Here is a 25493-nt window from a genome sequence, read left to right as displayed (position 1 = left end):
GTTAGACTGCCGTTTTGCTACATTGCAGCGATTCACGACGATGATCTGACCGATCATCATGACAGCAGAAAAATTGCTTAGAGACTGATACGCTTCTGGTTTATATTAATCCATTGAGTATATAAAGGCCGTTTATAATGAAAAATAATCTATTTCAAACGACCAGGAAACTTCAGTTCAAATGGCTGGTGATATTCATTGTGTCGTTGATTATGGCTGGGGTGGCATGGCGTATCTTCCCCGCCTGGAAAAACAGTCATCAGGGGAAAAGCCGGGGAGAGGCCTATTCCAGTGTTACGCTGGTACACAGTGGAACGGCAGGAATAGCCGATGTCCCGGTTTATCTTAATGCCCTGGGAACCGTTATCCCTAATGCCTCAGTGACCGTAACCAGCCGTGTCGATGGTCAACTGGATGAAGTCTATTTTACCGAAGGCCAGAAAGTGGAAAAGGGCCAGTTGCTGGCGCAGATCGATCCACGTAGCTATCAGGCAACACTGCGACAGTATCAGGGCGAATTGAGTAAAGATAAAGCCCTGTTGCAAAGCGCTGAGCTAACGCTTGCACGGTATCGTAAATTATATGACCAGCGTTTGCTGGCCAGCCAGGATCTGGATGCACAGATTGCAACGGTGGGACAATACCGGGGTGCGGTGGCGGCGGATGAAGCACAGATAGCCAACGCACAGTTGAATATTGAGTACGCCCGGATTGTCGCTCCGGTGAGTGGGCGTGTCGGTTTACGGCTGGTCGATCCTGGTAACCTGATACAGAGCGGCAGTAGCAGCGGGCTGGTAACGATTACCCAGATGCAGCCGGCTGCCGTGACCTTTAGCGTTCCACAAAGCGATATTCCTGAACTGATAAAAACGTTACATCAGGGAGCGACATTGCCCGCGACCGTCTTCGATCAAAGTGGTCTGCAGATACTGGATGAGGGCGTTGTGCAGTTTATCAGTAATCAGATTGATACCAGCACCGGTACGGTAACACTGAAAGCGCTATTTCCGAACCAGCATGAAACGCTGTATGCCAATCAGTTTGTTAACTTACGTCTGCAAACCCGCATTCTGCCACAGGCGACCGTAGCACCCGTGCAGGCGCTACAACTGAGTAGTGAGGGATATTTTGTCTATGTGATCCACCAGGATAATACCGTGACCCGTCAGGCGGTGACCGTCGGCCCACGCTGGCAGGAAGATCAGCAGGTGATTTTATCCGGTGTCGCGCCTGGAGAACGGCTGGTGACGGACGGTATCGATCGCCTGTACAACGGGAGTAAGGTCACCATCGTCGGCAATCAACCCGTACACTCACCACAGACAGCCAGTACGCAATGAATCCATCTCGCCTTTTTATTCAACGCCCGGTCGCGACAGTTTTATTGATGGTTGCGATTTTAATCAGTGGCGTTCTCGCCTATCGTTTTTTGCCGACATCGGCCCTGCCGCAGGTTGATTACCCGACAATCCAGGTGACGACGCTTTACCCCGGGGCGAGCCCGGATGTGATGGCCGCGTCGGTGACTTCACCGCTGGAGCGTCAGTTAGGACAGATGGCGGGCCTCAGTCAGATGACATCGACAAGTTCGGCGGGATCATCGATTATCACTTTGCAGTTTTCGCTATCATTATCACTGGATGTGGCCGAACAGGAGGTGCAGGCAGCCATCAATGCGGCCAATACCTTGCTGCCACACGATTTACCGAATCCGCCAACCTATAAAAAGGTTAATCCGGCAGACAGTGCGGTTATCACGTTAGCCGCCAGTTCTGAGACATTACCGCTGACCCAGGTGCAGGATCTGGTTAATACACGCGTTGCGTTGAAACTGTCACAGATCTCTGGCGTTGGAATGGTCACGCTGGCCGGTGGCCACCAGCCAGCGATCCGGGTGCGTATCGATCCGAAGGCACTGGCCGCTCATGGACTGACACTGGAAGCAGTCAACACACTGATAAAAAACAGTAACGTCAATGGATCGAAAGGCGGATTTGATGGTCAGTATCATTCGGTTACGATTGATGCTAACGACCAGCTTCGCAGCGCACAAGAGTATGGCAACCTGATCCTGCGTTATCAGGAGGGGGCAAGCTTGCGTCTGAGCGATATTGCCCACATTGAGCAGGGGCCGGAAAACCGTTTTCAGTCGGCATGGGCCAATCACAGTCCGGCGATTGTTATTAGCGTACAACGCCAGCCCGGTGCCAATGTCATCCAGGTGGTGGATGACATCAAAGCGCGTCTGCCACAGTTGCAGGCGGCCTTACCGGACGGCGTGAAACTGGCGGTGCTTTCCGATCGTACCCAGACGATCCGCGATTCTATCAGTGATGTTCAGTTTGAATTAATGCTGGCGATTGCGCTGGTAGTGATGGTCACCTTTCTGTTCTTACGCAATGTGGCGGCAACACTGATTCCCGGTATCGCAGTACCGCTGTCGCTCATCGGCACCTTCGGTGTGATGTATCTGGTCGGTTTTAGCCTTAATAATCTGTCACTGATGGCATTAACCATCGCCACCGGATTTGTGATCGATGACGCCATTGTGGTGGTGGAGAATATTGCCCGCCGTCTGGAAGAGGGCGAGTCACCGATGCAGGCAGCGCTGAATGGCTCACAGCAGATTGGGTTTACTATCGTATCACTGACTTTTTCGCTGATTGCTGTCCTGATTCCGCTGCTGTTTATGGAAGATGTCGTCGGACGTCTGTTTCGCGAATTTGCGATTACCCTGGCGGTATCGATCCTGGTTTCAATGATCATATCGCTCACGCTGACACCGATGCTTTGCGCCTATTTGCTGTCCGCTACTGCACCGCAAAATCAGTCCCGCTTTGCCCGTAATGGCGAGCGCATGTTTGAGCGACTGATTGATGGCTATGATCGCTTGCTGACCGTGGTGCTGGATCATCGTCGGACGACCTTACTGGTCGCGATGATGACATTTGTCCTGACTGCGATGCTCTATCTTTTTATTCCGAAAAGTTTTTTTCCGGTTCAGGATACCGGCATGATCCAGGGGATGACCCTGGCTTCACAGGATATTTCGTTTAGCGCGATGGCGAAGCGTCAGCAAGCGCTGGCGGAGGTGATCCTGCAAAATCCGGCGGTGGCAAGCCTTTCATCGACCATGGGTATTGATGGCAATAATACCAGCCTGAACAGTGGCAGACTGCAAATTAACCTTAAGCCTTTTGCCCAACGTCAGGAAAAAGCGACCCAGGTGATGAAACAGCTACAGCAAGCGGCGCAGCATGTGGTCGGTATTCAGCTCTATCTGCAACTGGCCCAGGATCTGACGGTCAATGACCAGCTGACCGCCAGTCAGTATCAGTTCACGCTGGATGATATCGACAGTGAAAATTTGCTTATCTGGACGCCGCAGCTAATAACAGCACTACAACAACGGCCGGAATTTAATCATGTGGTGAGCAATCTGCAATCCCAGGGGCGTGTGGCGTATATTGAGCTTGACCGTGATAAAGCCGCACGTTTTGGTATTACTGCCGCAGATGTTGACACCGCGTTGTATAATGCGTTTGGTCAGCGCCTGATTTCGACTATTTTTACTCAGGCCAATCAGTACCGGGTGGTGCTGGAAGTGGGGCCACAATATCAGCAATCGCCTGCTTCTTTAGAGGATGTCTGGTTACAGCCATCGGCGAGTACCACCCGCGTATCAACCATCACGTCATCATCGACCTCAGAGAGCCAGAACACCAGCGGACTGGTGAAATTAACCGCCATCGCAACGATTCATCAACGCACAGGTTCATTGATGCACATGCGGCTGAATCAATTTCCGGCCGTAATGGTATCGTTTAATCTCAATGACGGATATTCGCTGGAAGCGGGGCAACAGGCGATAAATGAGGTCAGCGAACAGCTCAAAATGCCTGCCAGCATCACATTGCGTTATCAGGGCGAAACGGAAGCCTTCCGCCATGCGACCAGTAATACCGTGTGGCTGATTCTTGCGGCGCTATTAACGATGTACATCGTGCTGGGGATTTTGTATGAAAGCTTTATTCATCCGATCACCATTCTGTCTACCCTGCCATCGGCGGCGATAGGGGGGTTGTTATCGTTAATCCTCGCCGGTACTGATTTCAGCCTGATTGCGCTGATCGGCGTGATTCTGCTGATTGGTATCGTAAAGAAGAACGCCATTATGATGATCGATTTCGCCCTCGAAGCGGAATATAAGCAACGACTGAGCCCACGTGAAGCGATACATCAGGCATGTTTGCTGCGTTTTCGGCCTATCATGATGACCACAATGGCAGCGTTATTAGGCGCATTGCCGTTAATGTTAGCGTCAGGATCGGGCGCTGAATTGCGTCAACCGCTGGGGTTGGTGATTGTCGGAGGGCTGGTGGTGAGTCAGATCTTAACGCTGTTTACCACCCCGGTTATCTATCTGTGGTTTAATAGTATTTCTGCCTGGGGTCGTCACTGGGTAAAACGTAAACAGCAGGGACAGTGATGAATATAACCCGGATATTTATTTTTCGCCCGGTGGCGACACTGTTAATCACCCTGGCGATCCTATTGCTGGGGGGGCTGGGTTACCGTCTTCTGCCAGTGTCACCACTGCCACAGATTGATTTTCCAACCATTATGGTCAGCGCCAGACTCGCCGGTGCCAGCCCGGAAACGATGGCCGCCACCGTTGCCACCCCGCTGGAGCGCGCACTGGGGCAGATAGCGGGCATTTCTGAGATGACATCCAGTAGTTCGCAGGGATCGACGAATATTATCTTACAGTTTGATCTTGACCGCGATATCAACGGTGCGGCCCGTGACGTGCAGGCGGCCATTAATGCCGCCCGTAGTCTGCTACCCAGTGGTATGGCATCACTGCCGACTTATCGCAAGGCTAATCCCTCTGATGCGCCGATTATGATATTGACCCTCACCTCGGCCACGCGAACAACCGGCGAACTCTATGATCTGGCAGAGAGCAAAATCGGCCAGACCCTCGGACAGGTACAGGGGGTGGGTGAAGTCTCGCTGATGGGCAGTGCATTACCGGCAGTCCGTATTGATCTGCAAGCGCAAAAATTAACGCACTATGGCATCTCATTAGACACCGTGCGCAATGCGGTGGCTAACAGTACCACCAACCTGCCGAAAGGCCGATTACAGGATGATAACCACAGCTGGATTATTGATAGTAATGGTCAGCTCGATAAGGCGGCACAATACCGTAATCTGATTATTAGCTATCAGGATGGCAAAACGCTGCGTTTAAGCGATGTTGCTAACGTGTATGAAGCGGTTGAGGATAAATATCAGGCGGGCTTTCTGAATGGCAGCCCATCAATCATGATCGGTATTATGCGTCAGGCCGGTGCCAATATGCTGGAAACCATCGATGGTATTAGCGCACAATTGCCCGTGCTGGCGAAAAATCTGCCCGCGGATACTCAGCTCAAAGTGGTGATGGATCGTTCGACGACGGTGCGTGAATCGCTCTATGACACCGAAGAGACACTGTTGATTGCGGTCGCGCTGGTGATCGCGGTGGTGTTTATCTTCTTGCGTAATATTCAGGCCGTAGTGATCCCGGCACTGGCCTTGCCTGTCTCACTGATCGGTACCTGTGCGGTGATGTATCTTCTTGGCTATAGCCTGAATAACCTGTCGCTGATGGCCTTGATTATCGCCACCGGTTTTGTGGTGGATGATGCGATTGTGGTGCTGGAAAACATTACCCGCCATATTGAACAGGGGCTCAGTCCGTTGCGGGCGGCGTTGCGTGGGGCGCGGGAAGTCAGTTTTACTGTATTGTCGATGACCGTATCGCTGGTGGCGGTATTCATTCCGATCCTGTTGATGGGGGGGATTATCGGCCGTTTATTCCGTGAATTTGCGGTGACATTAAGTGTATCACTGCTGATTTCGATGTTTGTCTCCCTGAGCCTGACCCCGATGCTCTGTGCGCGGATGCTGAAAAAAAAGCCCGCCGTCAGTCAGAGACATCACCCTTTTTATCAGTGGATTGAAACGATCCTCAATCGCCTGCTGGCTGCCTATTCACGGGGTCTCAACTGGGTCATGAACCATCAAAAAAAGGTGATGTTCAGTCTGTTGCTGACCATAATGCTGAATATTTTTCTTTATGGCGTCGTGCAAAAAGGGTTTTTCCCCAATCAGGATACCGGGCTATTGATTGGCGCTTTGCGGGCGGATCAAAATAGTTCTTTTCAGGCGATGATGCCTAAAGTGCAAACGGTGACTCAGCTTATCCAGGCCGATCCGGCAGTCGATAGCGTAGCGTCATCGGTAGGAGGAGGGCGATTTGGCTCGCGTAATTCAGCGCTGTTCTTCGTTCTGCTGAAAGATAGTCGTCAGCGCGAGGCGACGGCGACGGAGGTGGCCAATCGTCTGAGCCGGAAAATGGGCAGCTTGCCGGGTTCACAGATGTTTTTGATGGCTGTCCAGGATTTACGTGCCGGGGGACGCAATGCCAACGCCAGCTATCAGTACAGTCTGCAGGCCGATGATCTGAAACTGTTACAGACCTGGACGCCAAAAGTGCAGGCGGCGCTGGCGGCGTTGCCTGAACTGAATAGTGTCGACTCCGATATGCAGGTCGGCGGGCAGGAAGTGGTGATCCAGATCGATCGTGAACTGGCGACCCGTCTTGGTGTCGATGTCAGTATGCTGGATACGATGCTGAACAATGCATTCAGTCAGCGACAAATTGCTACGCTTTATCGCACCATGAATCAGTATCATGTGGTGATGATGCTGGATGATAGCTATACCCGTGATCCAGCGATATTGCAGGCGTTATATGTCATCAATAATAATGGTGAGCGTGTACCGCTATCGGCATTCGCCCATTTTAGCGGTGGCAATACCCCGCTTTCGGTGGCACATCAGGGACAATCGGCGACCACCACGGTGGCTTTTAATCTTAATGATGGTGTCTCACTGCAACAGGCGCAGGCATTGATTAAAATGAAGATGGCGGAGATAGGTCTGCCTGTTTCAATACAGGCCGGATTTCAGGGGACAGCGAAAGTTTACCAGAAAATGGCGGCGACGATGCCGTGGCTGCTGGTTGCTGCGCTGGCGGCGATTTATATCGTGCTGGGCATATTATATGAAAGCTACATTCATCCGCTGACGATTTTATCAACCTTACCCTCGGCGGGAGTCGGGGCCTTGCTACTGCTGTTATTGACCAATACCCAGCTTACCGTGATTGCCCTGATCGGTATTATTTTGTTGATTGGTATTGTGAAGAAAAATGCCATCATGATGATCGATTTTGCCCTTGATGCGCAAAGACGGCGGGGATTGTCACCCCAGCAGGCGATTGTTCAGGCATGCCTGATGCGTTTCCGCCCGATCATGATGACCACACTGGCGGCTTTTTTTGGCGCTTTACCGCTGGCATTCGGCAGCGGTGGTGATGCTGATTTACGCAGCCCGTTAGGACTGGCGATTGCCGGGGGGCTGGCGATGAGTCAGTTACTGACTTTATTCACCACGCCGGTTGTCTATCTCTGGCTGGATAATTTAAGTCGTCTGACTCGCCGTCAATATCAGCGATTCCGCGTACAGAAGTCTGATGCCTGAAAATAGTATTATCGAGAGGAACGCCAGGGAGAGATAAAACCGGATAAGCGATGGTATTATCCGGTTTTATCTGTAACGGTGATGATCTCTTGTTGACATCACAACCCACATGGCCAGACAGCAGCCTGATATGGCTGACAGGATGCGATCAGTCAAACATTTTTACGTTCAATGGTCTGTTCACCCCAGAAAAGCGTGTCTTTATCTGTTTTGGCGAACGCTAAAGGCAAGACTTCATCGCTTCCTTCCTGCCAGATTTGTTCTGCTAATGCTTCATCATATCCTGCTAATTCAAAGATTGCGGCCGCTATCTCCGGGGAGGTATTTCGCAGACTTGCCCACTGGGCAATGTGATGGGTTTTTTCTTCGTGTAGTGGCATAACAATCTCCTTATCAGAATTTAGCCAAATAATTTAACCGCCAGTCCGGCGACATGCTCGCCCTGATAACTGGCAATGGCGAGCTCCTCCTGGCTGGGCTGTCGAGAGCCATCGCTACCGGCAATGGTCGAGGCACCATAAGGGGTTCCGCCACGAACAGTCGATAGATCGAAAAGCTCCTGCGCACCATAGCCAATCGGAACGATGATCATGCCATGATGGGCCAGCGTACTCCAGCTGGAGGTAATGGTTTGTTCCTGTCCACCGCCAGTCCCTGTCGAACAGAAGACGCTGCCCAGCTTACCATATAAGGCACCGGCTGCCCACAGACCCCCTGTTTGATCAAGGAAAGTACGCATCTGTCCGGACATATTGCCAAAGCGGGTGGGTGTGCCGAAGATGATCGCGTCATACTCCACCAGTTCTTTGGGTGTTGCAACGGCGGCGGTTTGTGTCTTGCCGCCAGCTTTGGTGAACACCTCAGCGGGCATGGTTTCCGGTACACGTTTCACTACAACCGAAGTACCGTCAATACTCTGCGCCCCTTCGGCGACAGCATGGGCCAGGGTCTCGACATGCCCATACATCGAATAATAAAGCACCAGAATTTTCGCCATTTATCTCACTCCTCAGCCATTTTATCGTGTAATCCGATAACGGATTACTTTTAAAGATAAGTCGTCTGGTCAGGAGTGCAAATCTGATAAGGCGATAAAGCACAGAAAATTTCGCCGCATCAGTGGTGGCGAAAAAGCCAGGCATTACATCCCGATAACAATATCCCCGCTGGCCTGGCAACAACAGGGCAGGATTTCTCCGGGCTGAACAAAAGCCAGCGGTTCAGCGAGCCATTTCACCTGTCCGGCGAGCAGCCGTGTGCGGCAGGCACCACAATAGCCTGCCCGGCACTGATATTCGACCGCAACATGATGCGCCTCCAGCGTCGCCAGCAAAGAGGGATGTTCTGCCGTACAGAGGATGCAAACGGCGGAATTTTGCAGAAAAATACGTTTCATGATTCGATGGCGAATACCCCTTGCGGCAAGCGATCAGTGGTTTCAGAGCTGGAAGTGGCTCAGATCATCCGTATCCACTTCAGCGTCGATCTGACCAACCAGATACGAGCTGACCTCCACCTCCTGTGGCGCGACCTGGACATTATCAGAGGTGAGCCAGGTGTTGATCCACGGAATGGGATTAGAGCGCGTCTGGAAGGGGAGATCCAGCCCGACCGCCTGCATCCGAATATTGGTGATATATTCGACATACTGGCAGAGAATATCCCGGTTCAGGCCGATCATCGAACCGTCGCGGAACAGATAATCCGCCCACTCTTTTTCCTGTTGTGCCGCGTCGACAAACAGGTCATAGCACTCCTGCTGGCAGGCGGCGGCGATTTCCGCCATTTCCGCATCATCGCTGCCTGAGCGTAGCAGATTGAGCATGTGCTGCGTACCGGTCAGATGCAGGGCTTCATCGCGGGCGATCAGGCGGATGATTTTGGCGTTGCCCTCCATCAGCTTGCGTTCGGCAAACGCGAAAGAGCAGGCGAAGCTGACATAGAAGCGAATAGCTTCCAGTGCATTGACACTCATCAGACACAGATAGAGTTTCTTTTTCAGCTCACGCAGATTAACGCTAACCGTTTTACCGTTAATGGTATGGGTGCCTTCTCCCAGCAGATGCCAATAGCTGGTCAGCTCGATCAGGGTATCGTAATAATGAGAGATACCCTGTGCCCGTTTCTGGATCTGTTCGTTAGTGACGATGTCATCAAAGACCAGTGACGGATCGTTGACAATGTTACGAATGATGTGGGTATAGGATCGAGAGTGAATGGTCTCCGAAAACGACCAGGTCTCTACCCAGGTTTCCAGTTCCGGAATGGAAATCAGCGGCAGCAGGGCGACATTGGGGCTGCGTCCCTGAATTGAGTCCAGCAGAGTCTGATACTTCAGATTACTGATAAAAATGTGTTTCTCATGTTCAGGTAATCCCTGATAGTCAATACGATCACGGGAAACATCCACCTCTTCTGGTCGCCAGAAAAAGGAGAGTTGCTTCTCAATCAGTTTTTCGAATACTTCATATTTTTGCTGATCGTAACGTGCCACGTTAACCGGCTGGCCGAAAAACATCGGCTCCAGCAGCTGATTATTTTTAATTTGTGAAAAAGTGGTATATGTCATGAGAAGTCCTGTCGGAATTTTATCACGCCGGCGAAAGCGGTTTCGCCGGGCAAGGCAAAATTAAATCTTACATGCGCCGCTTTCGCAGCCATCGTCCTCAACCGCCGCCGCCAGATCATCCTGGGCATCTTCTGCACCGTCACGGGTATTATGGTAATACAGTGTTTTGACGCCCCATTTATAAGCATTCAGCAGGTCTTTCAGCAGCTGTTGCATCGGCACTTTACCGGACGGGAAGCGCGTCGGATCGTAGTTGGTGTTGGCGGAAATCGACTGGTCGATGAATTTTTGCATGATCCCGACCAGTTGCAGATAGCCATCATTATCTGGCATCTCCCAGAGCAACTCGTAATGACCCAGCAGTGTTTCATAATCGGGTACGACCTGGCGCAGGATGCCATCTTTTGAGGCTTTGATGCTGACATAACCGCGCGGCGGCTCAATGCCGTTGGTGGCATTGGAGATCTGCGAGGAGGTTTCGGATGGCATCAGCGCGGAAAGCGTCGAGTTGCGCAAACCGTGGGTTTTAATCGATTCGCGCAGTGTTTGCCAGTCATAATGCAGCGGTTCACTGACGATGGTATCGAGATCCTTTTTATAGCTATCAATCGGCAGGATCCCCTGAGCATAGCTGGTCTGGTCAAACCACGGACAGGCACCTTGCTCTATCGCCAGTTCGTTGGAGGCTTTCAACAGATAATACTGGATAGCCTCAAAGGTTTTATGGGTCAGGTTGTTAGCGCTGCCATCCGAGTAACGTTTCCCTTGCTTCGCCAGGTAGTAAGCGAAGTTGATAACCCCAATACCGAGTGTCCGGCGTCCCATTGCGCCCCGTCTTGCGGCCGGGATCGGGTAATCCTGGTAATCCAGCAAAGCATCGAGGGCGCGCACCACCAGGGTCGCCAGATCTTCCAGCTCATCCAAATGATTAATAACACCAAGGTTGAACGCCGATAACGTACAAAGTGCAATCTCCCCGTTTTCATCGTTCATATCGTTGAGGGGCTGAGTCGGCAGCGCAATTTCCAGACACAGATTAGATTGATGGATCGGGGCAATCGCCGGATTAAACGGGCTGTGAGTGTTGCAGTGATCGACATTCTGGATGTAAATCCGCCCGGTTGATGCACGTTCCTGCATCATCAATGAGAACAGCTCAACCGCTTTGATCCGTTTTTTACGGATGTTGTCATCCCGTTCATAACGGGTGTACAGACGCTCAAACTGATCCTGATCGGCGAAAAAAGCATCGTACAATCCGGGAACATCCGAGGGGCTGAACAGCGTGATCTCTTCCCCTTTTAGCAGACGGGTGTACATCAGTTTGTTGAGCTGTACGCCGTAATCCATATGGCGTACACGGTTGGCATCAGTGCCCCGGTTATTTTTTAATACCAGCAGACTTTCGACTTCCAGATGCCACATGGGGTAGAACAGCGTGGCCGCCCCACCGCGCACACCGCCCTGCGAGCAGGATTTTACTGCGGTCTGAAAGTGTTTATAGAACGGAATACAGCCAGTGTGGAAGGCTTCTCCGCCACGAATCGTACTTCCCAATGCCCGGATGCGTCCTGCGTTAATGCCGATTCCCGCCCGCTGGGAGACGTATTTGACGATGGCGCTGGAGGTCGCGTTAATTGAATCAAGGCTATCACCACATTCAATCAGAACGCAGGAGCTGAACTGGCGTGTTGGCGTGCGGACACCTGACATAATCGGTGTCGGCAGCGAAATTTTAAACGTCGAGATCGCATCATAGAAGCGGCGGATATAGTCCAGACGTGTCTCACGTGGATAGCGGGAGAACAGGCAGGCAGCGACCAGCATATAGAGAAATTGCGCACTTTCATAAATTTCGCCGGTGACCCGATTCTGTACCAGATATTTTCCTTCCAGCTGCTTAACCGCCGCGTAGGAGAAGCTCATATCACGATCATGGACGATGAAGCTATCCATCTGGCGGAATGCTTCTTCGTCGTAGTCTTCAAGCAAATGCGAATCGTATTTGCCTTTTTCAACCATCTTCTTAACGTGGTCATACAGTGCCGGGGGCTCGAACTGGCCATAGGCTTTTTTGCGCAGGTGGAAGATAGCCAGTCGTGCGGCGAGATACTGGTAATCCGGGGCATCGCGAGAGATCAGATCTGCCGCTGCTTTGATAATGGTCTCATGAATATCAGCTGTTTTGATGCCATCGTAGAACTGGATGTGGGATCGTAGTTCTACCTGTGAGATCGAGACATTATTCAGTCCTTCTGCCGCCCAGTCGAGGACACGGTGGATTTTATCAAGATTAATTCGCTCGCTGCGTCCATCACGCTTTGTCACCAGCAAACTTTGATTCATGTCAGTAATACCTGCCGATATAAGGAAAAAGATCCCCTGTTTATCTGGTAGACAAATTGTGACTGACCAAAGAGATAAACACTATATATAGGGGTGTGGAGATAAATGAAACCCAAGATGGTGAGTATTCTAGTAAGGATTCTTTTGAGTACAAGAGTTGATTTTGGCGTAAATTTGAGATCGAAAAATGCTATCAGCAGGAGAAGCACGCCCCATAAGGGCTGATGGAAAAGTCAATAAACTAAAAAATAAAAATCCTGGTCATATCGGCTGCTGATTTCTTCGACGGCGAACAGAATGACGCTGGTGATGGCTGTGTCATTCTGATTCTGGTCATCGGCGAACATCGCGGGAATTTATGCCTGACAGGCGATGGTATGTAGCATATAGTTGGCCTCTACGCCTGCTGCCAGCCGGAAGCTATCGCTGAGTGGTTGATAATGCAGACCAATAATATGCTGCTCTTTGAGATGTGCCTGACCGGCCCAGGCGATCAGTTCTGCGGGCTTGATGAATTTTTTACTATCATGCGTGCCTTGAGGCACCATTTTCATCACATATTCCGCCCCGATAATCAGGAGTAACCAGGCTTTAGCCGTACGGTTAATGGTGGAGAAGAAGACATGCCCTCCTGGTTTGACCAGCTGCGCACAGGCCCGCACCACCGATTGCGGATCAGGGACATGCTCGAGCATTTCCATGCAGGTGACGATATCATAGCGCCCGGGATATTGTGCGGCGTGTGCTTCGACCGTTTGCTGAACATAATCCAGCTGAACACCGCTTTCCAGGGCATGGAGACGCGCCACCTGTAGCGGTTCTGTTCCCATGTCAAGGCCGGTGACAGTCGCCCCTTCACGGGCCATGCTTTCGGCAAGGATCCCCCCACCACAGCCGACATCAAGCACCGTTTTAGCAAACAGACCACCGCAACGCTGGATAATATAGTCAAGACGCAATGGATTGATGCGGTGTAAGGGTTTGAACGCGCCTTCACTGTCCCACCAGTGGGCAGCGATGGCGTCGAATTTGGCAATTTCATGATGATCAACGTTGTCGCTCAGCGGTTGTTTTTCACTCTTCATCCGCGCAAGGTCTCCTTGTTCTGTGTATATCTCCTGAGTATATCAGGCTGTGATGATGAATAAACGGTAATGGTTTAGCTCTGTCATCAGGGTTATGTTATAATTCGTGACTTTTAAACCCGGGATACATGTAGAGGGATAGCGGTTAGATGAGCGACCTTGCGAAAGAAATTACACCGGTCAATATTGAGGAAGAGCTGAAAAGCTCATATCTGGATTACGCGATGTCGGTGATTGTTGGCCGGGCGTTGCCAGATGTCCGTGATGGTCTGAAACCGGTACACCGCCGTGTACTTTACGCCATGAATGTGTTAGGCAATGACTGGAATAAAGCCTATAAAAAGTCAGCGCGTGTCGTCGGCGATGTCATCGGTAAATATCACCCTCATGGCGATACTGCCGTTTATGACACCATTGTTCGTATGGCGCAGCCATTCTCCTTGCGCTATATGCTGGTCGATGGCCAGGGTAACTTCGGTTCTGTCGATGGCGACTCCGCCGCCGCGATGCGTTATACCGAAATCCGGATGGCGAAAATCGCCCATGAACTGATGGCGGATCTGGAAAAAGAGACGGTCGATTTCGTCGATAACTATGACGGCACGGAACAGATCCCTGACGTTATGCCAACCAAAATCCCCAATTTACTGGTGAATGGTTCATCCGGTATCGCCGTGGGTATGGCGACCAATATTCCGCCCCACAATCTGACCGAAGTGATCAACGGTTGCCTGGCGTATATTGACGATGAAGATATCCCGCTCGAAGGGCTGATGGCGCATATTCCTGGGCCTGATTTCCCGACCGCCGCGCTGATTAACGGGCGTCGTGGTATCGAGGAGGCGTACCGTACCGGGCGTGGCAAAATTTATATTCGTGCGCGGGCTGAAGTGGAAACAGATGCCAAAAGTGGACGGGAAACCATTATCGTTCATGAGATCCCCTACCAGGTAAATAAAGCGCGGCTGATTGAGAAAATCGCTGAGCTGGTAAAAGAGAAGCGGGTTGAGGGTATCAGTGCGCTGCGCGATGAGTCTGATAAAGACGGGATGCGGATCGTTATCGAAGTGAAACGCGATGCCGTCGGCGAGGTGGTGCTTAACAACCTCTACTCCCAGACGCAGTTACAGGTTTCTTTCGGGATTAACATGGTTGCGCTGCATCATGGTCAGCCCAAAATCATGAACCTGAAGGAGATCCTCTCGGCGTTTGTGCGCCATCGTCGTGAAGTGGTCACCCGGAGGACCATTTTTGAGCTGCGCAAGGCACGTGAACGTGCGCATATTCTGGAAGCGCTGGCCATTGCGCTGGCCAATATCGATCCGATCATCGAGCTGATTCGCCAGGCACCGACCCCTGCAGAGGCAAAAACCGCGCTGGTTGCCCGCTCATGGGCGCTGGGTCATGTCGCTGCGATGTTAACCCGTACCGGTGATGATGCCGCTCGTCCTGAGTGGCTGGCCCCTGAGTTTGGTGTCCGTGACGGACAATATTATCTGACCGAACAGCAGGCGCAGGCGATTCTGGATCTGCGTTTGCAAAAACTGACCGGCCTTGAGCATGAAAAACTGCTTGATGAATATAAGGATTTGCTGACTCAGATTGCTGAATTGCTGCATATTCTCAGCAGCGCAGATCGTTTGATGGCTGTGATCCGTGAAGAACTGACCGCGATCCGCGATCAGTTTGGCGATGCCCGGCGTACTGAGATCACTGCCAACAGTGCAGATATTAATATTGAAGATCTGATTAATCAGGAAAATGTGGTTGTGACGCTGTCACATCAGGGCTATGTGAAATATCAGCCACTGACCGATTATGAAGCGCAGCGACGGGGTGGGAAAGGGAAGTCTGCGGCCCGCATTAAAGAAGAAGATTTTATTGACCGTTTGCTGGTCGCCAATACCCACGATACGATCCTCTGCTTCTCCAGCCGTGGCCGTCTCTACTGGATGAAAGTCTACCAATTGCCTGAAGCCAGTCGTGGTGCCCGTGGTCGTCCTATCGTTAACCTGTTGCCTCTGGAGGCTGACGAACGTATTACCGCGATTCTGCCAGTACGGGAATATGAAGAAGGGGTTAATGTCTTTATGGCGACCGCCAGTGGAACGGTGAAAAAGACGGCGTTAACTGAGTTCAGTCGCCCGCGCTCTGCCGGTATTATCGCGGTCAATCTCAATGATGGTGATGAACTGATTGGCGTCGATCTGACCCACGGCAATGACGACGTGATGTTGTTTTCTGCCGGTGGTAAAGTGGTGCGTTTCAGGGAAGAGGCTGTGCGCACGATGGGACGTACGGCAACAGGGGTGCGTGGCATTAAACTGGCACCGGACGATAAAGTGGTCTCGCTGATTATCCCGCGTGGTGATGAGGCTATTTTAACCGTAACGCAAAATGGTTATGGCAAACGTACTGCGGTAACGGAATATCCAACCCGCTCCCGTGCCACCCAGGGGGTGATTTCGATCAAAGTGACCGAACGTAATGGTACGGTGGTGGGAGCGGTGCAGGTAGCCGATTGTGATCAGATTATGATGATCACGGATGCCGGTACACTGGTGCGTACCCGGGTTTCGGAGGTCAATATCGTTGGCCGTAATACCCAGGGCGTGATTTTGATCCGTACCGCACCGGATGAGCATGTCGTCGGGCTACAACGGGTAGTGGAACCGGTTGATGATGAAGATCTTGATGCGATTGACGGTAGCGCCGCAGAAGGTGATGACGATATCATCCCGGAAGTGGAGATCGATGATGATGATAACGCCGACGATATTTAGTCAGTCGCGGCGATAAATATGCGCTGAAGGCGTCGGGAGATTTCTGACGCCTTCTGTCAGGCTTTTAACAGCCGGATTGACTATCTTGAAATATCTTGCCTCTTTTCATACAACGCTGAAAATATCGCGCTATCTGTTTCGGGCGCTGGTGTTATTGTTGTGGCTGGTGATTGCCGGTATCAGTGTGCTGTTTATCACTCATGCACTGCGTAACAGAGAAACAGAAATTCTCCTGGCCTTTAATCTTAATGCTAACCAGGCTCAGGGCTATATCCAGCATGCTGCCGATATCATTAAAGATCTGAAATACATTGCCAGTAATCAACCGATCAGCAGCGAAACTAGCTCACTGAAAGTGAATAATCCACTGACTGTGACCGATTTTACCCCGCTGGATAACCATGCGGATTGTGACACGATGAACGAGCGCTGGCGTGATTTACTACAGTCACTGACTGGATTTATGCATTACTGGCGGGATAATTTTTCCGCCACTTATGATTTTAATCGCCTCTTCTTACTGGACAATAATAATCGCTGTCTGATCAATCTCGGTTTACACAATATATCGCGGGAGCATGAGTGGGCTCTGAAGGTTTTGTATCAGCGTGTTGAGCACTACCGTGATACGCCACGTAACGAACGTGCCGCGAGTCTGTTCTGGTTAACGCCGGGCATCGGTCAGGGTATCGGCTATTTTTATGTATTAACGCCGATATACCGGGATAATCATCTGCAGGCGATGTTAGGTATAGAGCAAACGCTACGCAAAGAAAACCTGTTGATACCCGGCAGTTTGCCGATGTATGTGGCGATCCTGGATGAAAACGGCCAGCCCTTGCTCTCTCTGAGTGAGAAGGATCACCCTGTTCAGATTGACATTCGTCATCGTCAGGAGCGCGTCTGGTTTGGTTATACTGCTGACTTTCGTGAGCTGGTATTCAGCAAACGCTTATCGCCGTCATCGTTCAGTATTGTCTATTCGATACCGCTGACGCAGATCCTCGGACATTTGCGGATGTTGATTATCAATCTGCTCATCTTCAATCTCCTCTGTGCGCTTATCCTTTTTATTCTTGCGCGTCTTTATGAGCGGCGTTTTTTTATTCCGGCGGAAAATGAAGCCCAGCGACTGACCGAGCATGAGCAGTTTAATCGTAAAATCATTGCATCGGCCCCGGTGGGTATCTCTATTTTACGCATCGTTGATGGCAGCAATATACTGAGTAATGAACTGGCACATAATTATCTCAATATGTTAACCCATGAGGATCGGCAGCGATTAAAGCAGATCATCAGTGGCCAGCAGCTCAATTTGATCGATGTATTGACCAGCAATCATACCCATCTGCAAATAAGCTTTGTCCATTCGCGTTATCGTAATGAAAATGTTGCTATTTGTGTGCTGGTGGATGTCAGTACACGGGTCAAAATGGAACAGTCATTACAGGAGATTGCACGGGCTGCCGAACAGACCAGTCAGGCGAAGTCGATGTTTCTGGCTACCGTCAGTCATGAGTTACGTACACCTTTATATGGCATTATCGGTAATCTCGATCTGCTGCAGACCAAAGCACTGCCGCAGGAAGTTATCCGGCTCATTATGGCGATGAGTAACTCATCCAGTCTGTTACTGAAGATTATCAGCGATATTCTCGATTTTTCGAAAATGGAATCCGAACAACTTAAAATCGAGTTGCGTGAGTTTTCACCCCGCGATGTGGTTAATCATGTTGCGGCTAACTATCTACCGTTAGTGTTAAGTAAACAGTTAGCGCTGTACTGTTTTATCGAGCCGGATGTTCCTTCAGTGATGTCGGGTGATGCCATGCGTTTACAGCAGGTGATCTCTAATTTACTGAGTAATGCGATTAAATTTACCGGTACTGGCTGTATTGTCATTCATACCCAATGTGTGGGGGATTATCTGCAAATCAGTGTGCGCGATACCGGATCGGGGATCGCGGCAAAAGAGGTGATACATTTGTTTGAGCCTTTTGTTCAGGCAGGAACCGGTGGGCAACACGCTTTCCAGGGAACGGGGCTTGGACTGGCGATCTGTGAAAAATTGCTCACCATGATGGATGGTGATATTGCGGTAATAACCGAACCGGGCATTGGCAGCCGTTTCACCCTGCGCATTCCTTTGTATGGGGTAAAAAATATCGCTGCTGAGAGCAGCGATAGTCTGGCAGATAAATGTTACTGGCTGGCGATCCGTAACAGCGCGCTGGCGGCGTTTATCACTTCGTTGTTGCAATATCATGGCTTGCAGGTACGCCTCTATCATGGACAGCAGCCGGAAAGTGAAGGTATTCTGCTGTGTGACGAACCGTGGGAGGCCTCGTGGGCGGGAAAAGCAAAGATCATTTTTAGCTGTCATCATATCGGTATGCCACAGGAGCGTAAGGCCGGTGAGTGGGTACATGGTGTGACCACTCCCCATGAATTACTGTCGTTATTAACGATTATCTTCCGCCCTGAGACGGTCGTCAGTGAGCAGAAGTCTGTGCCAGCGATATCGACGACGGATCATAGCGATAAAATCATCCTGATCGTCGATGACCATCCGATTAACCGCCGTTTACTGGCCGATCAGATCAGTTCGCTGGGCTACTCGTGTGTAACAGCCAATGATGGTATTGATGCGCTCAACGTGCTGATGAAACAGCATGTCGATGTCGTACTGAGTGATGTTAATATGCCGAATATGGATGGTTATACCCTGACGCAATGTATCCGGGCGCGCGGCATGCAATTACCGGTGATCGGTATTACGGCTAACGCGCTGGCGGAAGAGAAGCAGCGCTGTCTGGCGGCCGGAATGGATAGCTGCCTGTCTAAGCCTGTTACCCTCGATATCCTCAGACCCGCTTTAGCGTTATACGTTGCACAAGCCAGCAATCAAAATCCCTAGCCGCGCCACGGATTTACCCGCCAGAATAAAACAGCAGGGTATCAGGTTTTGTCAGCAGTATTCAGCGAAACGGAGGAGAGATAATTGAGCAAAGCGATATCATTTTCGACACCGAGTTTCATCATGGCTGATTTTTTCTGACTACTGATCGTTTTGATACTGCGGTTTAATTTCTTAGCAATTTCGGTAACCAGAAAACCTTCTGCAAACAAACGCAGGACTTCACTCTCCTTGGGCGACAGATGTTTGTCACCGTGCCCATTGGCGCTGATTTTTTCCAGCATACGTAATACGCTTTGTGGGACGAATTTTTTGCCCTTGCGTAATGCTGCCAGCGCCTTGGGTAGATCGGTTGCAGCGCCCTGTTTTAGCACCAGTCCATTAATATTCAGGTTCAGTATGGTACTCAGAATGGCGGGATTATTATTCATCGTTAAAATGATAATCGAGAGATGCGGGAAATGACGCCTGATATATTTGATCAACATGATCCCGTCGCCATATTTATCGCCGGGCATGGAGAGATCGGTAATCAGCACCTCAGCCGTCGATTGCGGTAGATGAGTGATCAGCGATGTCGAGTCTTCAAATTCGCCAACAATATTGACGGAGTCGATTTGCTCAAGTGATTTACGAATACCGAACAGCACTATTGGATGGTCGTCAGCAATAATTACGTTCATTATGTCCATGTTATTAAGTTACCTTGCTACAGCAAACTTTTGACGTAATTGTCCAGTTCGCTGATATGTTTTTTTATGTTTTGTGTCTTTTTTTCACTAATCAGATGCTCAATTATTTCACATAATTGTTTGCCCGTATTCAGATTTAGCATCGCGAATACGCCTTTAAGGCGATGTGTTATTTGTGCCAGGGTCGTGAAATTATCGGCTTCAACTTCAGTATACAGTTTGCGTAGATCATCGGGAACTGTATCGATAAAGAGGGCATAATAGCCACTGGCATGAAGCATGGCGCGGCTGTCATCAGATAAAGAAGATGACGGCAGGGCGGGGGGCTGTGCCAGTTGTCGTTCGATCAGGTACAGAATAGCTTCCTGCAGGGCTGAGCTGATATTAAAATTAACCCGCAATTTATCCTGACTAATTTTGCCGATCCCGATTTCATCGGCAGTGAGCAATATGCCTGATGTCGTAAGATGATCGGGATTATCGGTTAAAAACAGATCGCAGGGTTGTTTGAGCGGTCTCTCATCTGATGTCATACAATTCGCCCCCCAGCCGGTGAGCTGGCGGCTGACTATCTGCCGGACTTCACTGGCGGTAATATCAAGCATCACCATCATATCATTGAGCAGATGTGCACAGGAAGTCTGCTTTTCTTCGCTGACCGCCATAGTGAGAGCCAGGGTGTAGTGTGTGCCCAGTGATTCACAGGAGGTAATATTCATCTGCCCCTGCAGCTGATGCACCAGACGATTGCAGAGCCAGAAGGTGAGGGCATTGGCTTTACCATAACGATCGGACTGTGTTTCGTGGAGAAACGGGAAATGAATATTATCGACTTCATCACGCGACATGCCATTGCCGGTATCACGAATATGAATTATCAGTTGATCCGCTTTGTCTGGCTGCTGACTGATATCAAGCGTAATTTTGCCCATTGAGGTTGTGGTTACTGCATATTGTATTAACAGCAGAAGGATATGATGCAGCGTATTGCGATCACCGTAATAGTGTTCATGAACCGGCAGCGTATTGTTAACCAGTAATTGCAGACCTTTACGTTTGAGGAACGGTAAGATTTCCGTCACGATGTCATCAAGCAGCGTCTGGAACGAGAAGACCACGGACTGGCTTTGCCAGTTGTCGCTTTCCAGCAGATGAGCCAGTTGCATTTCATCGACTAATTGTCGGATCTGGTCCGTGTGTTGCTCCAGTTGAGCGCCTTGCGTGCTATCTAACGCCGCCGCTTCTTCTGCCAGCTTCAGTAATGGTTGCGTTAATGCGCTGGTAATATGTTGCATAAACGCGCTGTATCCCTGGCGGTTTTTTTCATACAGGCGTTGTGCTTGTTTGAGCTTCTGACGGGTTAATAATTCCTGATCCTGATTGCGAATAATGAAAACCTGTATCTGCGGCTTCACCTGGCTGTGATACTGACGAATTTCATACAGCTTGTTATCAATCGTCAGCTGGATCACCCCCTGGTGTTGATCGGCGATGGTGATGATGTCAGATAAATTCAGGTGGGGCAGCAGGTGGTCGGCAAGGGGATTACTGATAACCGTGCGCTGGGTTTGCTGATCATGCACCAGTAATCCCAGTGGTAACTGGGAAATAATCTCTTCATTCAGCGCCTGCAATGCCAGTGACTGGCTGTCCGCAACCGTGGGCGCCGCAGGGTGAATCGGGCGGTTATCAGCAGTGGTGTGACGAAATGCTATCAGGCCAGACAACATGAATATCAGTAAACAAAACATCAGCAACACAAGCAAGAAGTTGTTTTGCAAGACTTCTGCTATCAGGGTTGTCAAGGGAACTTCCCAGATAAGGCGCATATTCATATTATCAACCGGCATAGTGATCGCCAGTCGTGAACCGACAAAATCAATATGATTAATCAGTTTGCCTTCTGCGCTGCTGGTTGCCTCTGCCGTAGTCTCGGATTCAATACGGAAATTATCGGCCGACATTCCAGGGGGGATCAGATCATTAATCGGCATATCTAAAGCGATAACCGTCGCCAACAGACCGGGCTGATTAAAGGTTGTGCGCAAGGTAAAATAACGCTCATGATGCCAGGGCAGATAGCGCAGGGCAGAAAATGTCTCTCTCTGATCCAGGGTGTTGGCCTGTAATAACATTTCACCCCGTCGCGAGGCGACAATATGGGTGACGGAAGGTTCCTGCGCATGGGACAATAACGCTCTTAATGGCAAGGTTGATACCAGGATCAGACTATTATCGACACCGTTAAGATAATACATCGACCAGGGAAGCGTTTCTGCTCCCCACAGAATATCAAAATAGCGGGAGATAATGTCGGCGATTTCCAGCGAGGTATTATCATGAGAGCCAAAAATAAGCGCTTCTGTTTTCCGTGGTGATTTTTCCAGTGCGTAGACATCCGTTTGTAAGCGCATCTCCTGTCGCTGGTTATCGGAGCGCGAGGCAGGAAGGGCGGCAATATCGTCATAAATCTGCCAGGTGGCATAGCGCCAGGTGGCCATGCGCTGCTGTAGCGCATGGCTCATGGTGATAATCTGATCATTTCTGACCTCTAGCCAGCCATGAATGGCATTGTGCACCATGACGCCGATTATCAGCAGTAACAGGCTGATAATTAAAATGAAGAAACGGCCAGGGTTATTCGCTATAAAAGACAATTTTTTTGCGATCATCATGTAGCAAAGCAATTCGTCAATGTGAGTCAGCAGGGCATGCGCTTCAGATTATTGAGCGCTGAGCCAGTATATTGAGCAGTATAAAGACTAATTGATTAAATCCCTACTCCAGATTATGCGCCCATCAGGCGGTATGCCAGAAATCAAAAACATCCCAGCTTAATTATAAATCATTATCGGTTGTTTGGTGATTGTCTCAGGGACAGCCTTATCAGCACTATTTTACCGCACACGCTGAACAAATAAATAATAACTGATATAAATAATATTCACAATAATCATTGTGTTATTAATTTATTCAGCGCGTGATTTTCACTGATAGATGACTGTCTTATTATTTTCTGTCAAGATGAGAAAGTTCCCTTATATTTACAATTTGAAACATATTTCGATAAAAATGTAACGTTTTAGAAGGTTCAGTATCATTTTCTTGTTGGATTATTCTGCATTTTACCGCACAATAGGTGCGGCTAACTGGTTAGGACAATTAATCAGTGCGCAGTGGTAATAAAAAAGCATATAACACAGAGGGTTAATGACATGAAAGTTAAAGCACTGTCCCTACTGATACCAGCACTGCTGGTAGCAGGCGCAGCGAATGCGGCTGAAATTTATAATAAAGACGGTAATAAATTAGATCTGTACGGTAAAGTCAAAGGTCTGCACTACTTCTCTGACGACAAAAGTCAGGATGGTGATCAGACTTTTGCACGTCTGGGGCTGAAAGGCGAAACTCAGGTGAATGATCAGCTGACTGGTTATGGTCACTGGGAATACAACATGAAGGCGAACCAGGCTGAAGGTGAAGGTAGCCACTCATGGACACGTCTGGCTTTTGCCGGTCTGAAGTTTGCTAACGCGGGTCAGCTCGACTATGGCCGTAACTACGGTGTTGTTTATGACATCACTGGCTGGACTGACGTACTGCCTGAATTCGGTGGCGATACCTACGGTTCTGATAACTTCATGCAACAGCGTGGTAATGGCTTCCTGACCTACCGTAACTCTGATTTCTACGGTCTGGTTGATGGCCTGAATTTTGCTCTGCAGTACCAGGGTACCAATGGTAGCGTCAGTGGTGAAAACGATGTGACCAATAACGGTCGCGGTGCGCTGAAGCAGAATGGTGATAGCTATGGTATGGCTATTGACTATAACTTCTGGGACGGCATGAGCGCTGGTTTCGCCTACTCGCACGCAAAACGTACTTATGACCAGAACCAGCTGGGCTTCGGTGAAGGCAAATATGCTGAAACCTACACCGGTGGTCTGAAATATAACGCAAACGATATCTATCTGGCTGCTCAGTATACTGAAACCCGCAATGCAACCCGTCTGGGTGACATCGGTTTTGCTAATAAAGCACAGAATTTAGAACTTGTTGCTAAGTATACGTTCAGCGACTTTGGTCTGACCCCATCTCTCGCTTACGTGCAGTCCAGAGCGAAAGATATCGATTATCAGATTGGCAACCAGGATCTGGTCAAATATATTGAAGTCGGCGCTACTTATGCCTTCAATAAGAACATCTCCACCTATGTTGATTACAAGATCAACCTGCTGGATGACAACGACAACACCAGAGCCTTAAACATCAGCACTGATGACATCGTCGCTCTTGGCGTTGTTTACCAGTTCTAAGTCTGCTTGTTGCTATCAAAAAAGACGCCGACAGGCGTCTTTTTTATTTCGCTATTCTCCCTTTCTGTTTGGCTGGATCATGAAAATCCCTTTTATCCCCATGATGTTCCTGGGTCTCTGTACGCTCGTAGCTAGTTGCGATTCGTCACTTTCATCTTCAGCGCCCGCACATCGGGCAACGGTGCTTGAGGGCAAGACGATGGGGACATCCTGGCGGGTCAGTATTATTGATGTCGGGGAAGATCGCCTGCCGGCATTACAACAAAAAATTCAGGCGCAAGTCGATGCAGATGATTATCTGCTTTCCAGCTGGAAAAATGACTCTGCGGTGATGCAATTTAACCAGGCAGTCACAACCGCACCGTGGCCAGTGAGCCCTGAGCTGGCGGATATTGTCACGCTTTCCTTGCGCATTGGTGCCAGAACGCACGGTGCGATGGATATTACCCTCGGGCCATTGGTTAACCTCTGGGGATTCGGCCCTGGCACACCACCGCTGCAGACGCCTGACCCGCATCAGATTGCCACCGCCAAAGCGCGGATCGGATTGCAGCATCTGCAGGTGATTAACCATGCTGACGGTCAGTATTTGCAAAAAGATATTGCCGATCTCTTTATTGACCTCTCGACTGTCGGCGAAGGCTATGCCGCTGACCATCTGGCACGGTTAATGGAGCAGGAGGGCATTTCCCGTTATCTGGTATCGGTCGGTGGGGCGCTGGTGAGTCGCGGGATGAATGCGCAAGGCGTACCGTGGCGCGTGGCGATTCAGAAACCGACGGATCAGGAAAACGCGGTACAGGCGATTGTCGATATTAATGGCCACGGGATCAGCACTTCCGGTAGCTATCGTAACTATTACGAACTGGATGGCAAGCGTATCTCACACATTATCGATCCGCGTACAGGCTATCCGATCGATCACCATTTAGTCTCCGTCACCGTCATTGCGCCGACCGCACTGGAGGCGGATGGCTGGGATACCGGGCTGATGGTACTGGGGCCAGAAAAAGCACAGCAAGTCGCTCTTGAACAGGGGCTGGCGGTCTATATGATCATCAAAGAGGGAAATGGATTTACCCGCTGGATGTCGCCGCAATTTCATACTTTCCTGTCAGAGGAAAAAAACCGATCATGATATTTTTTATCTGACAGCAAATAGGACTTTCTTTATTAAGCGCGTCACTTA

15 protein-coding genes are annotated in these 25493 nt (G+C 50.0%); 7 read left to right on the top strand and 8 right to left on the bottom strand.

Annotated elements, in window-relative coordinates; all coding sequences use genetic code 11:
- Positions 1–137 precede the first annotated feature (137 nt).
- From PT300_11455 to PT300_11445, 3 genes are read left to right on the top strand one after another with little or no spacing between them, the layout of a single operon-like run.
- Positions 138–1340 carry an efflux RND transporter periplasmic adaptor subunit gene (locus tag PT300_11455; protein MDF7681164.1) on the top strand — a complete coding sequence of 401 codons (1203 nt, stop codon included), beginning with the start codon at positions 138–140 and terminating at the stop codon, positions 1338–1340.
- Complete coding sequence (locus tag PT300_11450; GenBank protein MDF7681163.1) at positions 1337–4489, top strand: multidrug efflux RND transporter permease subunit; 3153 nt, start codon at positions 1337–1339, stop codon at positions 4487–4489. Before PT300_11455 ends, PT300_11450 begins: the two co-directional genes overlap by 4 nt.
- Positions 4489–7596, top strand: coding sequence for a multidrug efflux RND transporter permease subunit (locus tag PT300_11445; GenBank protein MDF7681162.1), 3108 nt, complete (start codon positions 4489–4491; stop codon positions 7594–7596). The genes PT300_11450 and PT300_11445 overlap by 1 nt, the downstream gene beginning before the upstream one ends.
- Before the next feature lie 152 nt (positions 7597–7748).
- On the opposite strand, the gene PT300_11440 is transcribed toward PT300_11445, so the two are convergent.
- From PT300_11440 to ubiG, 6 genes are all read right to left on the bottom strand, one after another.
- Complete coding sequence (locus PT300_11440; protein ID MDF7681161.1) at positions 7749–7976, bottom strand: YccJ family protein; 228 nt, start codon at positions 7974–7976, stop codon at positions 7749–7751.
- A gap of 20 nt (positions 7977–7996) precedes the next feature.
- Positions 7997–8593 carry an NAD(P)H:quinone oxidoreductase gene (wrbA, locus tag PT300_11435; GenBank protein MDF7681160.1) on the bottom strand — a complete coding sequence of 199 codons (597 nt, stop codon included), beginning with the start codon at positions 8591–8593 and terminating at the stop codon, positions 7997–7999.
- Between the two features lie 144 nt (positions 8594–8737).
- Complete coding sequence (yfaE, locus tag PT300_11430; GenBank protein MDF7681159.1) at positions 8738–8992, bottom strand: class I ribonucleotide reductase maintenance protein YfaE; 255 nt, start codon at positions 8990–8992, stop codon at positions 8738–8740.
- Between the two features lie 42 nt (positions 8993–9034).
- Complete coding sequence (gene nrdB / locus PT300_11425) at positions 9035–10165, bottom strand: ribonucleotide-diphosphate reductase subunit beta (GenBank protein MDF7681158.1); 1131 nt, start codon at positions 10163–10165, stop codon at positions 9035–9037.
- A gap of 60 nt (positions 10166–10225) precedes the next feature.
- A complete protein-coding gene (gene nrdA / locus PT300_11420) occupies positions 10226–12511 on the bottom strand; it encodes a ribonucleoside-diphosphate reductase subunit alpha (protein MDF7681157.1) in 2286 nt (761 codons plus the stop codon).
- A gap of 356 nt (positions 12512–12867) precedes the next feature.
- Positions 12868–13596, bottom strand: a complete 729-nt coding sequence (gene ubiG / locus PT300_11415; protein ID MDF7681156.1) for a bifunctional 2-polyprenyl-6-hydroxyphenol methylase/3-demethylubiquinol 3-O-methyltransferase UbiG — start codon at positions 13594–13596, stop codon at positions 12868–12870.
- A gap of 149 nt (positions 13597–13745) precedes the next feature.
- Here ubiG and gyrA point away from each other — a divergent pair, with 149 nt between their 5' ends.
- Together gyrA and rcsC are read left to right on the top strand one after the other, a co-directional pair.
- Entirely contained in the window at positions 13746–16379 is a 2634-nt protein-coding gene (gene gyrA / locus PT300_11410; GenBank protein MDF7681155.1) for a DNA topoisomerase (ATP-hydrolyzing) subunit A, read from the top strand.
- Positions 16380–16464: 85 nt separating this feature from the next.
- Positions 16465–19296: a two-component system sensor histidine kinase RcsC gene (gene rcsC / locus PT300_11405; GenBank protein MDF7681154.1), complete on the top strand. Its 2832-nt coding sequence runs from the start codon at positions 16465–16467 to the stop codon at positions 19294–19296.
- Positions 19297–19337: 41 nt separating this feature from the next.
- Here the strand turns inward: rcsC and rcsB are convergent, their stop codons facing one another.
- Together rcsB and rcsD are read right to left on the bottom strand one after the other, a co-directional pair.
- On the bottom strand, positions 19338–19988 hold the full coding sequence (gene rcsB / locus PT300_11400) for a response regulator transcription factor RcsB (GenBank protein MDF7681153.1): 651 nt from the start codon (positions 19986–19988) through the stop codon (positions 19338–19340).
- Between the two features lie 17 nt (positions 19989–20005).
- A complete protein-coding gene (gene rcsD, locus PT300_11395; GenBank protein ID MDF7681152.1) occupies positions 20006–22660 on the bottom strand; it encodes a phosphotransferase RcsD in 2655 nt (884 codons plus the stop codon).
- Between the two features lie 543 nt (positions 22661–23203).
- Here rcsD and ompC point away from each other — a divergent pair.
- Positions 23204–24304, top strand: coding sequence for a porin OmpC (gene ompC, locus PT300_11390; protein MDF7681151.1), 1101 nt, complete (start codon positions 23204–23206; stop codon positions 24302–24304).
- Positions 24305–24383: 79 nt separating this feature from the next.
- Positions 24384–25442 (top strand): FAD:protein FMN transferase ApbE, encoded by a 1059-nt coding sequence (gene apbE, locus PT300_11385; protein ID MDF7681150.1) that lies wholly within the window; start codon positions 24384–24386, stop codon positions 25440–25442.
- The last annotated feature ends 51 nt before the right edge of the window (positions 25443–25493 follow it).

Source organism: Enterobacteriaceae bacterium ESL0689, from assembly GCA_029433525.1.
GTDB lineage: Bacteria > Pseudomonadota > Gammaproteobacteria > Enterobacterales > Enterobacteriaceae > JAQTIF01.
The sequence above is the reverse complement of the archived record's forward strand: the minus strand, read 5'-3'. Positions and strand labels throughout refer to the sequence as shown.

Excerpts from the sequence above, each read along its gene's own strand:
- nrdB (MDF7681158.1), bottom strand. The coding sequence starts at position 10,165 with ATGACATATACCACTTTTTCACAAATTAAAAATAATCAGCTGCTGGAG.
- PT300_11455 (MDF7681164.1), top strand. The coding sequence starts at position 138 with ATGAAAAATAATCTATTTCAAACGACCAGGAAACTTCAGTTCAAATGG.
- PT300_11445 (MDF7681162.1), top strand. The coding sequence starts at position 4,489 with ATGAATATAACCCGGATATTTATTTTTCGCCCGGTGGCGACACTGTTA.
- ompC (MDF7681151.1), top strand. The coding sequence starts at position 23,204 with ATGAAAGTTAAAGCACTGTCCCTACTGATACCAGCACTGCTGGTAGCA.
- PT300_11440 (MDF7681161.1), bottom strand. The coding sequence starts at position 7,976 with ATGCCACTACACGAAGAAAAAACCCATCACATTGCCCAGTGGGCAAGT.
- ubiG (MDF7681156.1), bottom strand. The coding sequence starts at position 13,596 with ATGAAGAGTGAAAAACAACCGCTGAGCGACAACGTTGATCATCATGAA.
- rcsD (MDF7681152.1), bottom strand. The coding sequence starts at position 22,660 with ATGATCGCAAAAAAATTGTCTTTTATAGCGAATAACCCTGGCCGTTTC.
- PT300_11450 (MDF7681163.1), top strand. The coding sequence starts at position 1,337 with ATGAATCCATCTCGCCTTTTTATTCAACGCCCGGTCGCGACAGTTTTA.
- apbE (MDF7681150.1), top strand. The coding sequence starts at position 24,384 with ATGAAAATCCCTTTTATCCCCATGATGTTCCTGGGTCTCTGTACGCTC.
- wrbA (MDF7681160.1), bottom strand. The coding sequence starts at position 8,593 with ATGGCGAAAATTCTGGTGCTTTATTATTCGATGTATGGGCATGTCGAG.
- nrdA (MDF7681157.1), bottom strand. The coding sequence starts at position 12,511 with ATGAATCAAAGTTTGCTGGTGACAAAGCGTGATGGACGCAGCGAGCGA.
- rcsB (MDF7681153.1), bottom strand. The coding sequence starts at position 19,988 with ATGGACATAATGAACGTAATTATTGCTGACGACCATCCAATAGTGCTG.
- gyrA (MDF7681155.1), top strand. The coding sequence starts at position 13,746 with ATGAGCGACCTTGCGAAAGAAATTACACCGGTCAATATTGAGGAAGAG.
- yfaE (MDF7681159.1), bottom strand. The coding sequence starts at position 8,992 with ATGAAACGTATTTTTCTGCAAAATTCCGCCGTTTGCATCCTCTGTACG.